The following is a 13963-nucleotide window of genomic DNA, read 5'->3' on the forward strand; positions in this document are numbered from 1 at the left end:
ACGTATTCAAGTCTGCGTGTATTAAAGCGCCAAAACTCATTAAAACCCGCAAGCATTCCAAGCTCTGTTTCAAGTGCTGCCTTAAGTGCTGTCTTAAGGTCTTACCCAAAGAGGATTTAGGCCAATAGCAGACTCGACGATCTGTTGGCTACACCGTTTATCAACGCTTACCTAATACACCTGATCGGAAATCCATCGCTCAAAAACACAGTAAATCAATGAAAATTAATAAAAAATTAATTTATAGATGCAGTTTCGGTTTGGTTTGACATCAGTCAACGTAATGCAAAAATGTTGATGTTAGACGATTTTATAGAAATTTTTTATAGCCTGAGCACCATGCGTGTGATTAAACTGGGGGCGCAACATGGTTTCGAAACTGAAGCATGGATGCCCTCTATAACTCTAAACGCGATCAAGAAAGAGGTTTTATGAAGCTCTCAACATCCGTGAAATGCGCTCTAGCGACGTCCATCGCCGCTTCCATCATGGCTAGCCAAGCGCTTTATGCCGATACCGTTCGTTTACGCATGCACACGTTTTATGGCACCGAAGTGGATCAGATTGCAGCTGATTTACGGGAACGGGTAAGTGAAGCGAGTGATGGCACTATCAACATTCAATTTTTCCGTGGCGGCGAGCTAGTCAGCAGCGACCAGTTTGTCGAAGCCGTTGCCCGTGGGAGCATCGATATCGGCCATGGTGTGGGTAGTTACTGGCCTGGCACAGTGGGTATCGGCACGATCGAAGGGGGCCTACCAGGAGCATGGGTAAGCGCTGAAGAAGCCCACGATATATTTGCCAACCAAGGCCTTGATGAACTCATCGCAGAAGCTTACGAAGAGCAAGGCGTTAAGCTGATTGGCCGCGGCTTTGGTAGCGATTATGGTCTAGTCACCCGAGAGCCTGTTTCCAGCCTGGAAGATCTTGCCAGCATGCGCATCCGCGCAACCAGCTCCATTGCAACGGTGCTGGAAAAATTCGATATTCCGACAGCCTTTATTCCCGGTGAAGAACTCTACGTCGCGCTTTCGACTGGCGTTATCGACGGTGCCATTTACGGTGGCCCTGTTGAGTACGAACAGCTACGAATCAATGAAGTAGCGGGCTACTACACCGATATCAACTTACTTAACCCAGGCTGGACAGAAAACGCATTCATCAACCCCCGCGCTTGGGAACGGATGAGCGAAGAGCAGCAGCAAATTTTGGTAGATGAGCTGGCTCAGTACCTGGAAGACGTTCACAACTGGCTTGAAGAAGGCAACCAACGGATCATCGATGAAGGTGAGCTGTTTGAATTCGCCACCCTGCCAGCAGAAGATTCACAACGCCTAGCGGAAGCATCTTTGCCGATTTGGGAAGAAGAAGCGGCACGCTCTGAGCGAAATGCCCAAGCCGTTGAAATCTTGATCAACAACGCCAAAGCGCAAGGAAGATTGAGTGAGTAAGATCAACCGATATCTACGCTTTCAGGATGGGCTTTCCGACTGGGTCGGACGAGTCACCGCCTGGCTGACGCTAGGTATTATCGGTGTACTGCTCTATGAAGTAGTCGCTCGCTATGTACTCAATGCCCCCACGGTGTGGGGGCACGAACTAGCGACGATGTTCTTCGGTGCACTGAGCATCCTGGCTGGCAGCTATACCTTACGCCACCAAAGCCACGTGCGCAGTGATGTCATTTATCGCCTGCTGCCCTTCCGCATGCAGGCGTTGTGTGACGTGATTGTGTTCTCACTGGGTATTTTGGTGTTGTGCATATTTTTCACCATGGCCGTGGAGTTTGCCCACCGCTCCTGGCTAATTGGCGAGTATTCCAACCGAAGCATTTGGCGTCCTGCGCTTTGGCCGATAAAGGCGACCATTCCAATTGCTGTTGGGCTGCTAATTCTGCAGAGCGTAGCAGAGCTAGTGAGGGCCATCGTGCGTTTATTTGGCATTCCCTATGACGATCCGCGAGACGACATTAGCGACGCTGATTAACTATCGTGCTGTTTAAGTTCTATTTCAACGTGGTTTTACCGTGAAAAATAAGAGACACACCCCGGCACGTCCTGGCGGATATGCCATGCAAAGGGTATCCCTATGTTAAATTTAGACCCCATGATAATTACGGCGATCATGTTTTTCTCCATGATCGTCCTAATGGCAATAGGCGCTCCGCTAGCGTGGGCGTTGATGATATCGGGCATGGGAAGTGCCTACATGATGTTTGGCCCTGGTGGCTTAGACTTCTTGCTCTCATCGGCATACAGCACCATGGACAACTTTCTCCTGGTGGCCCTGCCGTTGTTCATCTTTATGGGACTGGTACTGGAACGTTCCGGTATTACCGATGACCTTTTCGAGATGATGCATAAGCTGATGGGCAGCCTTCCAGGCGGGCTCGGGATTGGCACCATTCTGATCTGCGCCCTTATCGCTGCCATGGCGGGAGTCTCAGGGGCAGCTACTGTCAGCCTAGGGATCATTGCACTACCGGCAATGCTCAAGCGGGGCTATCACAAGCGGCTAGTCACCGGCACGATCATGGCGGGTGGTGCATTGGGGTTTCTCATCCCACCTAGTATCTTGATGATTGTCTATGCGTTTCTGGCTCGTGAATCAGTAGGAAAGCTATTCGCTGCTGGCTTAGTACCCGGCCTAATGCTTGCCGCTATTTACATGGCATACATATTAATACGCTGCCGTATCAACCCTTCCCTAGGCCCTGCTGCGCCAGTAGAAGAACGCTTTAGTGCCAAAGAAAAGCTGATGTCTTTGCGCCATGTGATTGCCCCTGGCCTTTTGGTCACTGCCGTATTGGGCTGCATTATCGGAGGGGTAACCTCGCCTTCGGAAGCGTCTGCAGTCGGGGCTGGCGGTGCCATGCTGATTGCAGCGCTGAGAGGTCGGCTTAACTGGAGCCTGCTGCGCTACGCCATGCTCAGCACGGCCAAAATAACCGGCATGTTGCTCTGGATTGCCATTGCCGCGGTATTCTTTAGCCGTATCTATATGGGCTTAGGCGCCGGTATGATCGTCAGTGATTTTATTAATGACTTCTCGCTGTCGCCCTATACCGTCATCATCATCATGCTGATTAGCTTTTTTGCACTGGGCATGTTTCTCGATGACTTTGCGATCCTGTTCATCACGATTCCGCTTTATGTGCCAATCGTACGTGACTTAGGGTTCGATACTACCTGGTTTGCGGTGCTGTTTATTATCAGTATGCAGTCCGCTTATCTGACACCGCCCTTTGGGTATAACCTGTTCTATATGCGATCAGTCGCGCCAAAGTCCATTACTATCGTTGATATCTATCGTTCAGCACTGCCGTATGTTGCTCTACAGATAGTGGGATTAGCAATTATCGTACTATTCCCAAGTATTGCGCTATGGTTGCCCAACTTACTGTTCTAAACAGGCGTATCAAACGGCTAACGAACAGCAACCCAACTAAAAAGGCCCTAATCATTAGGGCCTTTTCTTTTAGCGTTTCTGCGCTGCCTTCTGTTGCCTTATGCGACACTTTGTTGGCGCATTACCTGGGCAATAATCGGCACGGGAGACATCAAGTGTTCGTGCATCAATGCCACTGCTTCATCCTTGCGGCGCTCAAGCGTGGCGTCTACTAAGGCGGCATGCTCCTGGCGCTTTTCTTCAAGGGCCTGAGCAGAAAACACGGTTTCTTTAAGCCACAAAAAGCGGTAACGCTGAACTTTATCAAACAGCCCAGCGCGCACTTTCATCAAGTGCGGAGAGTTACAGCCAACCACCATCGCGGTGTGAAAATCACTATGCCGACGATCCCAACTATCTAACAGCCCTTCTGGCGAGTTCATTTCCGTCAGCTTGGCTAATTGATAAGACTTTGCCAGGATATTGGCTTCCCAGGCATCATCGCCGCGCTCGATTGCAAGCCCCAACATCATCGCTTCAACCTGCGCCCGGGCATCGTAAATATCGTTAAGCTCAGCGAGCGACATGGGCGCTACACGATAGCCACGCTGGCTAATTGCCACCACTAAATACTCAGCAACAAGCTGGGAAAGTGCTTCTCGCAGAGGGCCAATACCCAGGTCATAGCGCGCTTTAAGCACACTCATACGCAATTTTTCGTCAGGCTGAAAAGTGCCTTTAATAATATCTATTTTAAGTAGCTTGTAGGCACGAATACCCAAGTTTTCCTTGGCATCCGCCTTTTCGTCTGGGAAGAAAGATGAATTCATGAGTATGCATTTTGCAAAGTGGGTCAAAATAATAACACACCTTGTAACAGCTGTTTGAACGTGTTCTTCCCCGCACTCAATAACACCGGCAACAAGCAATAAAAAAAGCCGATGCAGACTAGCTGCACCGGCTTCTATCAACTCGTTAACCAATACGCTTTTCAGCGCTCTTATCAACGCCCTCTACAAAAGCTTTCTACAAAAGCTCTCTACAAAAGCGTTCTAGCTACCAAAGTTTTTTGCCTACAGAAGCTTCAAATTGGCGCTTAACTAACCAATGAGACGCTAGATATTACGCTGTAAGCTCTTCGAGCAATTCTTCAACAATCGCCAACCCTTCTTCAAGGATGCTGTCTTCGATGGTGACCGGCATCAAGAAGCGGAGCGTATTACCGTAGAGCCCACACGACAGCAGGATAAGCCCCTTCTCCCGGGCACGTTTGCACATGGCCGCTGCAAGCTCTGGGTCGGGGGTTTGATCAGCGGCAACAAGATCCAATGCCGCCATCGAACCTAAGTGACGCACGTTTTCAACACAAGCAAAGCGCTGCTGCCACTGGGTAAAGCGCTGCCCCAGAACCTCTCCTAAGGCTTGGCTCTTCTCAAGAATCTTTTCTTCTTCGAATACTTCAAGTACCGCTAACACAGCCGCACAAGAAACCGGGCTACCTGAATAGGTGCCACCCAGCGAGTTAGGGCCACACGCATCCATATGCTCAGCCGTTCCCACCACGGCTGAAATCGGCATGCCACCGGCCATACTCTTAGCCATGGTCATAAGGTCAGGCTCAACACCACTGTGTTCAATCGCAAACAGCTTACCGGTACGGCCAAAGCCAGACTGCACTTCATCGACGATCATCAGCATGCCGTGCTCATCGCAAATTTCACGCACTGCTTTAAGGAAGCTGGCCGGTGCAGGATAGAACCCGCCTTCACCCAACACAGGCTCAATCACGATAGCGGCGGTGTCTCTTGGGTTAGCATCGGTCTTCAGCGTCATTTTAAGACCGCGGATAGCGCCTTCTTCGCTGACCCCATGGAACGGAACGGGGTAAGGCGCACGGAAAACATTCCCCGGCATGCTGCCGAAATCAGCCGAGTAAGGCACCACTTTGCCGTTCATTGCCATGGTCATAAAGGTACGGCCATGGTAGCCACCATCGAAGCAGATCACGTTATTCTTGCCGGTGGCGGCACGCGCAATCTTGACGGCATTCTCTAGTGCTTCAGCCCCGGAGTTAACCAGCATGACTTTGCCATGGCCGCGCACAGGCGTGAGCTGACTGAGTTTTTCAGCGACTTTCACGTAGCCTTCGTAAGGAATAACGGTTTGGCAAGTGTGCATCACCCGACCTAACTGCTCCCTAACCGCTTCGACTACCTTAGGATGGCAATGGCCGATATTAAGCACGCCAATACCGCCTGCGAAATCAATAATACGGTTACCATCCGCATCCCAGATAATCGCGTTTTCAGCACGGTCCGCAAATTGCGTTGCAGGGCTGGCGGCACCATTAGCGACATATTTCTGTTTAAGCTCATTCAGCTGTGCATTGCTCATCTTCATTTACCGCATTCCTCAGTTAATTAGTGAAAATCGCTTATAGGCCGCCAACACAGACGTATTTCAACTCAGTAAACTCATCAAGCCCATGACGTGAGCCTTCACGGCCCAGCCCAGACTCTTTCACCCCACCAAAGGGCGCTAGCTCGGTAGACAGAATGCCTTCGTTAACGGCTACCATGCCGTACTCCAGCCCTTCCATTACATGCCAAATTCTGCGGTAGTCACGGGCATAGAAGTAAGCTGCCAGCCCGAACTCAGTCGCATTCGCCATGGCAATGGCTTCTTCGTCCGTCTCGAAACGGAACACAGGCGCCAAGGGACCAAACGTCTCTTCACGGGCAACCCGCATGCTGTCGGTCACATCAGCAATAATCGTCGGTTCGAAGAAAGTGCCGCCCAACGTGTGCGGCTTGCCGCCACAGACCAAACGCCCACCCTTTTCCAACGCATCGCCAATGTGGGACTCGACCTTTTCGACCGCAGCCTGATTGATCAACGGGCCTTGCATAACGCCATCATCCAGCCCATTGCCCACGTTCAGTTCAGCCACCCGCTTGGCAAACTTCTCAACAAATGCCTCGTAAACGCCGCTTTGCACCAAGAAACGGTTGGTGCACACACAGGTCTGGCCAGAGTTGCGATACTTGGAGGCAACAGCCCCTTCAACGGCGGCGTCTAGATCGGCGTCATCAAACACGATGAAAGGGGCGTTACCGCCTAACTCCAGCGATACTTTTTTGACCGTACCGGCACACTGAGCAAGCAGCTTTTTACCCACCGGCGTAGAGCCGGTGAAAGAGAACTTACGCACGCGCGGGTCGGTGGTTAACACCTCGCCAATCGGTGCAGGCTGGCTAGCCGTGACCACATTGATTACCCCAGCGGGCAGGCCAGCAAGCTCAGCCAAACGCGCCACCGCCAACGCCGTCAGTGGCGTTGCTTCTGCAGGTTTGATAACCACCGTACAGCCTGCCGCTAACGCGGGGGCACATTTACGGGTGATCATTGCCAGCGGGAAGTTCCAGGGCGTAACGGCAGCCACAACGCCAATCGGTTCGCGAAACACCAGAATGCGCTTATCAACACCATGGCCCGGCAAGGTTTCACCGGCCATGCGCTTGGACTCTTCGGCATAAAACTCGACAAATGACGCGCCATACGCCACTTCACCGCGGGACTCTGCCAGCGGCTTGCCCTGCTCCAACGTCATTAGTCGAGCCAGGTCTTCCTGGTGCGCCATGATGGCATCGAACCAGGCGCGTAACAGCGTTGCACGCTCTTTAGCAGTACGCTTTTTCCAGCTAGGCCCTGCTGCCTCTGCTGCGGCAACCGCTGCCCGTGCACCATCAGCATCCAGGTCGGGGACTTCTGCTAATAGCTCACCATTTGCCGGATTCGTGACCGCAAAGCGCTTGTCAGCACCGCACCACTCTCCGCCAATAAATGCGTCAGGTATCAAAATATCGGGTAACTCACTCATCTTGTTTTCCTTTTTGCCATGACATTAGAGCGTGCTCTCAAACGCTGGCCGCGCCTCCCACGAACTCGCTACAACGCCATTGCCTGTACTTCCCAAAGCACTAGCGAGCCAGCTTCTTCATTTTCAGATAGGCAGCATCAACCGTAATGACTAACAAAAATATCTACATTTATAAAAAACGTCAAAATATATTTTTAGCATATACACTAAAAACTGGACGGTAGGGTTGGATGACACCGAAAATGGTAGCTAGGCTGCGGGCAGGATTGGTACAAAAAGCGATCAAGGCGTGTGCCTCAGCATTTCCGACCCGCAAGCAAGCCTTTATCGGGTATCGCTTTCGGATAAAATCAATCTGAAAAAGAGGCCGCCCCTACATCGGCGAAAATGAACAACGTAACGGCTAACTCCACCTTAAAGCGCCCTACCCGCTGGGCACTGTTCAGCGCAATAGCACTGATGTTGATAGGCAGCGGCACGCAGGCCGTTGGTGATTCACACGGCGACAGTCCTTATAGCGACAGCACCAACAGCGCGTGTGGCCTGATGGAGCAGCAACAGGAAATGCTAAGACTGGTAAACGAGGCACGAAACAACGCCCGTCAATGTGGCGATCAAGCATTTCCAGCAGCCAGCCCACTAACCTGGAGCTGCCAACTGGAGGCCGCTGCCGCAATGCACGCCAGCGATATGGCCAACAACGACTACGTTAGCCATACCGATGCTAACGGCGCAGGAATTGAGCAACGCGCCAATCAACATGGCTACACGTGGCAAGCCTTAGGAGAAAATATTGCTGCTGGGCACGCATCTGCCGCCGCCGTGGTAAACGGCTGGCTAGAGAGCCCCGGCCATTGCCGCAATATGATGAATGATACCTTCACCGAAATGGGCATGGCCAAGGCCAGCAATGCTGATTCGCGCTATACCACCTTCTGGACACAGATGCTGGGGAAGCCCCGCTAAGCCCTCTTAAAATCCACCGTAATGGACCGCCGAAATCGCATTCTTTGGTGAACCATCTACCAGCTTGGTGCTGTAAGTTAAGTACACAAAGGTTTCGGTTTCAGCATCGTGCATGCGCACCACGCGCATATTCTTAAATAGCGCAGAGCGGCGCTGGTTAAAAACGACCTCTTGCTCGTCTACCTCATCAGGGTCGAAGACAATCTCTCCCGTTTGCCGACAAGCCACGCTCGCCTCGCTAGCTTCCTCAGCCAGCCCGACCGCACCCGATAAGCCGCCCACCTGAGAGTAAGAGAGATAGCAGGAGATCCCCTGTACTTTTGGGTCGTCAAAACGTTCCACTTCAATCGTACTGTTCGGGCCAATCAACCTAAACTCCGTTCGCACGCTGCCAATATGGGCATCCTGCGCCAGAAGCGCGGTAGGCAGCAGCAACGAAGAGATCATCGCAAGCGACGTAATGGCAATAGCGGGTTGGAAACGCATAGCAATGTCCTCAGCAGGTGCAGCAGAAACGGCAAAACAAGAGCATACCTGATACCGGCAGAGTCGGGGCAGTCAAGAGAGACTAACTGTCGAAATGGAGAAATAGATGATAAAGGGAGAATGGAGTCGGGGTTCCTGGCAGGAGTCAAAAAAATCAATTAAGCTATTGAATTTATTTAAATTAATACAATAACAAAGAACAAAATATACCACCATGTATACCACAGCCATATCTGCGGCCAGCTATCCACTAGATATTGAGCAACATCTATCACAAAAAAATCTGCAAATGGCACACATGGGCTTCCTACGGCCAGATGCGAAAATTTAGCTAATATTGATATAAGGCGTTTCGAGTAAAAACGCCCGACAACAGCGCACAGTTATATAAACTCTCGATCAGCTACAAAGGCTATTATTTTCAATAGTTTCATAACGAACAATTCATGCCCTTACAAAGCTTGATCAATTGATTCTAACGCAGAAATTATAACTGACACAGAATGCCTATCAAACTCACTTCTATCATCTTCTTCGTGCGCTCCTTTATTTAAATAACGCCACTCACGCGAATCACCATTCAATCCAAGCAATATTTCAAGTGGGTTATAAACCGATTCTTTATTCAAATCAGAAAAATCACTCTTACCAATCTTTTTATTAAGTTGTTCAGTAAGATTTCTCAGTTCAATTGGCGCTTTTGATGAGCGCAACTTTAGACTTAAACTACCATCACCATATTTATTCACATAACGCCAGACTTTTACTTTTGTAAGAGACTCGAGCGCTTTACGAGACTTTGTAAGCGCATCTCTGATTTCATTTCGTTCAAAATGACTTCGTGCAGCGATGATGTAATTACGAGGCGCACAATTAAAGTCCACTCGGATATGTGGCTCATCCAAGCGTGGCAAGAAAGCGAGAGATTGAGATTGCGCCGCAGACTGAGCAGGGAGTAAGTTATGGATATCTTTAAAGAATTCTTCACCGTGACAGGTCAGTAAAATTTGCTTGTCGGAAAAGTAATGGTCTTCGAATAACGTTCTTCGGATAGACTCCCTATGGTCTTCATCTATGGCATTCACAGGATCATCGAATATCAATAACGGGCAGTTTTCTTTTAGATTTTTAGCAAGCAATATTGCAAGACCAACGCAGCGAATATGACCCTCGCTAAGAACGTGTAATGCGTCATAGACTTTTTGAGGGTTGTTTTGAAAAGATATACCAAGCTGTTGATTCTGTGCTAATGGTAACTTAACCATGGACAACAGCTCACTTTTAGAGTCATTTCTATTAAATGCATTATAAAGCGTGACAACTATCTCTCCAAGGTTGGCGACTAATTGACCTGGACGTCTATTTTTATAGGCATTTAATTTAGCAATCAAACTGCGATAAGAAGCTGCAATTGCATTATTTTTTTCTACAAGAGTTCGCTCCACATCCACATCAGCTATAAGCTTTGAATTTTCAGTATCGAAGTTGGTGATAGTCTGCTTGGCAGACGTTATTGCTTGTTGTGCAGTATGTCTACGAGTTTGTAATACAGTAATTTTATTTTCTAGTCGGCGTAAACGGTTATACTCAGCCTGTTTGGTTGAGCGAACTTTATCGGCTTGTTCAATAACTAAATCTGCCTGTTCAAGCTGATTAACCTGCGACTGTATATGCTGCAATGTTGTAAAACCATCCTGTAACTGCTGATTCAGGAGGCTCCACCATTCGATTGTGGCTTGTGTGTCGGATGGAATTCTCATAGTGTGGAGAATATTTTCTTGCGGGAGTAACCTCAAGCAAGTGGTTGCAATTTGCGAAAGTGACAGTAGCCAATTAGTTATATCTTGTTGTTTTTGCTCTATTGCTTTCTGCAGAGATGCTAAGTGTTGCAGTTTTTTTAGTTCTTCATCTGCATGAGTATAGGGGTTTACTGCAACTTGATTAAGTGGTGTTTTACATGCAGGGCAATTCTCCGAACTACTTTCTTTAAGCTTAACCACTGCATTATATAGCTTTTGAAACGACAACTCTTTATTATTTCTTTGTAGCTCTTCCTGCTTAACATCTAGCTCATCAAAACCTAAACCAATTGAATTAACAATATTATCTAATTCATGAGTGGTTAAGTTACTTTTATTTTCTTGATGTTGTTGCAACTCATGTTCAAGTTGTTGGATAGTTCCAGCATGGTGTTCGTCACCATTTAACTCAAAAACCATTTGGTTAAACGTAGCTCCTTCACGATACTGATCGGCTAATTCTCTCTCCTCTACATCTAGTTTTTGCAACTCATTTTCGTTAATGGATATTTGCTGTTCAGAGCCAGAAAGCGCCTGACGTTTTCTGGCTAGCTCAGAAGCTTTTACGCCAGTCAAATCAATATATCTAGCATCGATTTCTGCTGTAAAATTTCGTACAAATTCATTAAAAGAATCTAAACCAAACAACGTTGAGATAAGTCCAGTTTGCTTAGCAGGTGCTTGAGCAGCGATTCTCGAAAAGCTATCAATACGATTCTTTTCTACGAAACAAAAGCGATATAACTCTTCACTTGCCTGGATTTCAACCTCTTCTCCTTGCTCGTTCAAACCTACAATCACTGGAGCCGTAAAAAGTTTAACATAAGCGTTTTTCAGGTACTCGTGCTGATCACGAAAACGCTTGCTTTCTGCCTCTGCTACATTACCTAGCAAGCCATACTCAAGTGCTTCACAAAAGCTGGATTTTCCTGTCCCGTTGGGGCCGTATATCAGCACTAAACGGCTTGCCAAATCAAAAGTCTCCTGTCTTGCAAAACCACGAAAAGGCCCAACCACCATGCTTTTAAGCTGGGTAACGGCTGCCATCTGCTCTTCTGGCTGCTCTGATAAAGGCTTAATATCTTCGTTTAGCGTATCCCAACTTGCCTGCGCCAATGCGACCAGACGCCTAACGCGCGCCCCCTGATGAGTGCCCAATGGAACCAACTCATCCTGGTTCACCAGTATCAGATTAGCCAACTTACGAATATCAGAGGAAACCCCAGCTTCGTTAAGATTTTGCAAAAAATTCAGGTATTCTGTCCGGATCATAGTTTTTCCTTATATCTCACAAAATTGTTAGTTAATTAAAAATGGCGTTAGCTACGATTGGATACTTTTTTGTAAATTGTAAGACAATGCCTTTTTTAATCATGAGGCATATAAACCACTGAAAAAGGCAACAAAAATGAGCGTAGGATAGTGTCGCTCTAATTTACACATTTTTTCTTTATCAAGGCATTATCTGGACAATGGATCCGTCAACTGAACACCCAAATTCATCGCGTAATATACGGAGAGATATTCCCACCTTTTTCCTAAGCACATCCATATGGGAATCGGAGTAAACCGGATACTGAGACGTGTCGTTCATGTATTCCTTGAGCGCCTTTTTTAAATTTTCATTGATTTCTTTAAGCTTTTTATCAAAATCAATTTTACTTCCAATTTCAACGAGACTTTTTCGAACCTCTTTTAAAGACAAGATGACGTGATCAAGGTTTTCAAGGTAATGCGCTTGGTGAAAGACACCCTTATTAGAAATAATATCTACAATTTTTTGCGCTAGCTTTTGATCATTCGTAAATCTTCTAATTAACGGCAAAGGACTTTTGTGATGCCGCAATAAATCCGATATTAAATCCTCATGATCTTTCTTCCATTTCTTTAAAACTTCTGCCGGATAATCTATACCTCGGTTTTTGTCGATTTCTGTATGGCAGCTAGCGCAGAGCCAGATTCCATTTTCAGCTTTGGCTCGATCTGCTAGTGACATACTCTGATCAAAGCGGATAGTCATTTCTCGCGCATCGTGTATGTGAGCGGCTTCACCGATTTTTACTTTTGACTCAGCATCATTGAGGGACGGAGCAACAGTTAACCTATTGCATCTTGGATTTGCGCAAATATAAGCAGAACGATATGCGATCAAATCAACTGTTTTTCTATTAAATTTAGATTCGGACATTGAGCTCCCTCAGCACAATAAAATCATTAACACTTATACGTGTTTTTATGGTGAAAAGTAATACCATCTACATTTATTCAACTAAACCAATTAACGCCCACTTTTCTATTCTTTAGTTATGTTCTTTATGTGATAGTTTAATCGCACAACTTAGCTACTTCTTAAACCTTATTTGGGTCGATAGCTGTTTTGACTATTGAGTGTTAGACCTCCTGAACTGGTAGGTGGGAGTGGCTCTGTAATCAATCTATAACAATGTGCCTCTGCTCCGTCTGCGATGGCACGTAATTTGAAAATTATTGTTACCTGCAAATTATTGCCACCTGTAAATTGATACTCACTAGGCCAAATCCCAACTTTAATTATTTTTAATAGTGTTGCCCATTCCATGTCATACATACAAGCCTATCATGTGCGACTTTAGATCACCCCACATCGTCTTTTTCTAGAAAAGCACGGCACTATTAGGAATTATCAGGCCCCCTTATTCAGCTACCCGCCAGTTGATAGCTTAGCTCTATGTCATCATTCTCCCTCTTGCCTGTTGAAAGCGCATAAACCTGCATGATTTCGCATGACTCCCATGCACCCAATTTTCCCCTAAAGCCCAGCGATAGCGGGATTTAGGACTTATGGTGGTGTGCATTAAGAATTACCCCACAAGCGAACTCGGCAGACTGGTTAGAGACAACGCGCCTTAGGATGCGGCGATCTGGGGATTTTTCCCTGGCAACCTTCACGTAAGGCCGCTGGGTGCCGTTATTAGACCTGCCTACTCTGTGTGCCGTACCCCGTAATGACAAATTAAAGCCCCACACACGTAAAAAATCTCACGCTTAATTACTAGCCTTTCTCATAGTATGTACACGGGGGCTTTGTTAGGAATACTCAAGAACGCTCTTTTTCACTGCCAGCAAGGTAAGAGCCAGCTTTCAAGCCTGATTAGTCACGCGTACAGTGCTGAAGCGCATAACCCCGCATGAATTCGCATAATTTTCATGCACCCATTTTTCACCAGCCAGCCCAGCAGTGGCGCGGCTTGGCGGCGGGCGCAGGGGTGCATAAAAACCACTACATTTAGCGCGCGGGCGGGGCGGGGTGTCGAGGGCGCGGCGTGGGTCGCGGCCGGTGTGGGGATAGATGGTTGGGCAGCATCGCCCCATAAAGCCCTGTAGGCGCTCGCAGAAGACTGGCTACCCTTCTGCCCTCCTTTCCACGACAACGCCCCGCACAAAGGCGGGGCGTTGGTCATTGGCC

At 47.9% G+C, this 13963-nt stretch carries 11 protein-coding genes; 4 read left to right on the forward strand and 7 right to left on the reverse strand.

The annotated features are described in order from the left end of the window. Positions 1–431 precede the first annotated feature (431 nt). From dctP to IR195_RS13310, 3 genes are all read left to right on the forward strand, one after another. Positions 432–1451 carry a TRAP transporter substrate-binding protein DctP gene (gene dctP / locus IR195_RS13300; RefSeq protein ID WP_193085680.1) on the forward strand — a complete coding sequence of 340 codons (1020 nt, stop codon included), beginning with the start codon at positions 432–434 and terminating at the stop codon, positions 1449–1451. Then, on the forward strand, positions 1444–1986 hold the full coding sequence (locus IR195_RS13305) for a TRAP transporter small permease subunit (RefSeq protein ID WP_206047788.1): 543 nt from the start codon (positions 1444–1446) through the stop codon (positions 1984–1986). Before dctP ends, IR195_RS13305 begins: the two co-directional genes overlap by 8 nt. Positions 1987–2148: 162 nt before the next feature. After that, positions 2149–3408, forward strand: a complete 1260-nt coding sequence (locus IR195_RS13310) for a TRAP transporter large permease (protein WP_232471454.1) — start codon at positions 2149–2151, stop codon at positions 3406–3408. Positions 3409–3506: 98 nt separating this feature from the next. On the opposite strand, the gene csiR is transcribed toward IR195_RS13310, so the two are convergent. The 3 genes from csiR to IR195_RS13325 form a co-directional block, all read right to left on the reverse strand. Further along, a complete protein-coding gene (csiR, locus tag IR195_RS13315; RefSeq protein ID WP_146943188.1) occupies positions 3507–4217 on the reverse strand; it encodes a DNA-binding transcriptional regulator CsiR in 711 nt (236 codons plus the stop codon). 292 nt (positions 4218–4509) lie between these two features. Then, positions 4510–5781 carry a 4-aminobutyrate--2-oxoglutarate transaminase gene (gene gabT / locus IR195_RS13320; RefSeq protein WP_206049797.1) on the reverse strand — a complete coding sequence of 424 codons (1272 nt, stop codon included), beginning with the start codon at positions 5779–5781 and terminating at the stop codon, positions 4510–4512. Positions 5782–5821: 40 nt separating this feature from the next. Then, positions 5822–7267 carry an NAD-dependent succinate-semialdehyde dehydrogenase gene (locus tag IR195_RS13325; protein WP_206047789.1) on the reverse strand — a complete coding sequence of 482 codons (1446 nt, stop codon included), beginning with the start codon at positions 7265–7267 and terminating at the stop codon, positions 5822–5824. Positions 7268–7654: 387 nt separating this feature from the next. Here IR195_RS13325 and IR195_RS13330 point away from each other — a divergent pair, with 387 nt between their 5' ends. Continuing rightward, entirely contained in the window at positions 7655–8233 is a 579-nt protein-coding gene (locus IR195_RS13330; RefSeq protein ID WP_206047790.1) for a CAP domain-containing protein, read from the forward strand. 6 nt (positions 8234–8239) lie between these two features. Here IR195_RS13330 and IR195_RS13335 read toward each other — a convergent pair whose 3' ends face one another. The 4 genes from IR195_RS13335 to IR195_RS13350 form a co-directional block, all read right to left on the reverse strand. After that, positions 8240–8719 carry a CreA family protein gene (locus IR195_RS13335; RefSeq protein ID WP_146943184.1) on the reverse strand — a complete coding sequence of 160 codons (480 nt, stop codon included), beginning with the start codon at positions 8717–8719 and terminating at the stop codon, positions 8240–8242. A gap of 452 nt (positions 8720–9171) precedes the next feature. Beyond that, entirely contained in the window at positions 9172–11790 is a 2619-nt protein-coding gene (locus tag IR195_RS13340) for an AAA family ATPase (RefSeq protein WP_206047791.1), read from the reverse strand. 181 nt (positions 11791–11971) lie between these two features. Next, positions 11972–12706: a hypothetical protein gene (locus IR195_RS13345; RefSeq protein ID WP_206047792.1), complete on the reverse strand. Its 735-nt coding sequence runs from the start codon at positions 12704–12706 to the stop codon at positions 11972–11974. 946 nt (positions 12707–13652) lie between these two features. Continuing rightward, positions 13653–13958: a hypothetical protein gene (locus tag IR195_RS13350; RefSeq protein WP_206047793.1), complete on the reverse strand. Its 306-nt coding sequence runs from the start codon at positions 13956–13958 to the stop codon at positions 13653–13655. Positions 13959–13963 lie beyond the last annotated feature (5 nt).

The sequence above is a fragment of the Vreelandella venusta genome, from assembly GCF_015689495.1.
Taxonomy (GTDB): Bacteria; Pseudomonadota; Gammaproteobacteria; order Pseudomonadales; family Halomonadaceae; genus Vreelandella; species Vreelandella venusta.

Coding starts and splice junctions, on each gene's coding strand:
- IR195_RS13310 (WP_232471454.1), top strand. CDS start 2,149: ATGGCAATAGGCGCTCCGCTAGCGTGGGCGTTGATGATATCGGGCATG.
- IR195_RS13335 (WP_146943184.1), bottom strand. CDS start 8,719: ATGCGTTTCCAACCCGCTATTGCCATTACGTCGCTTGCGATGATCTCT.
- IR195_RS13340 (WP_206047791.1), bottom strand. CDS start 11,790: ATGATCCGGACAGAATACCTGAATTTTTTGCAAAATCTTAACGAAGCT.
- IR195_RS13325 (WP_206047789.1), bottom strand. CDS start 7,267: ATGAGTGAGTTACCCGATATTTTGATACCTGACGCATTTATTGGCGGA.
- gabT (WP_206049797.1), bottom strand. CDS start 5,781: ATGAGCAATGCACAGCTGAATGAGCTTAAACAGAAATATGTCGCTAAT.
- IR195_RS13330 (WP_206047790.1), top strand. CDS start 7,655: ATGAACAACGTAACGGCTAACTCCACCTTAAAGCGCCCTACCCGCTGG.
- IR195_RS13345 (WP_206047792.1), bottom strand. CDS start 12,706: ATGTCCGAATCTAAATTTAATAGAAAAACAGTTGATTTGATCGCATAT.
- IR195_RS13350 (WP_206047793.1), bottom strand. CDS start 13,958: ATGACCAACGCCCCGCCTTTGTGCGGGGCGTTGTCGTGGAAAGGAGGG.
- dctP (WP_193085680.1), top strand. CDS start 432: ATGAAGCTCTCAACATCCGTGAAATGCGCTCTAGCGACGTCCATCGCC.
- csiR (WP_146943188.1), bottom strand. CDS start 4,217: ATGAATTCATCTTTCTTCCCAGACGAAAAGGCGGATGCCAAGGAAAAC.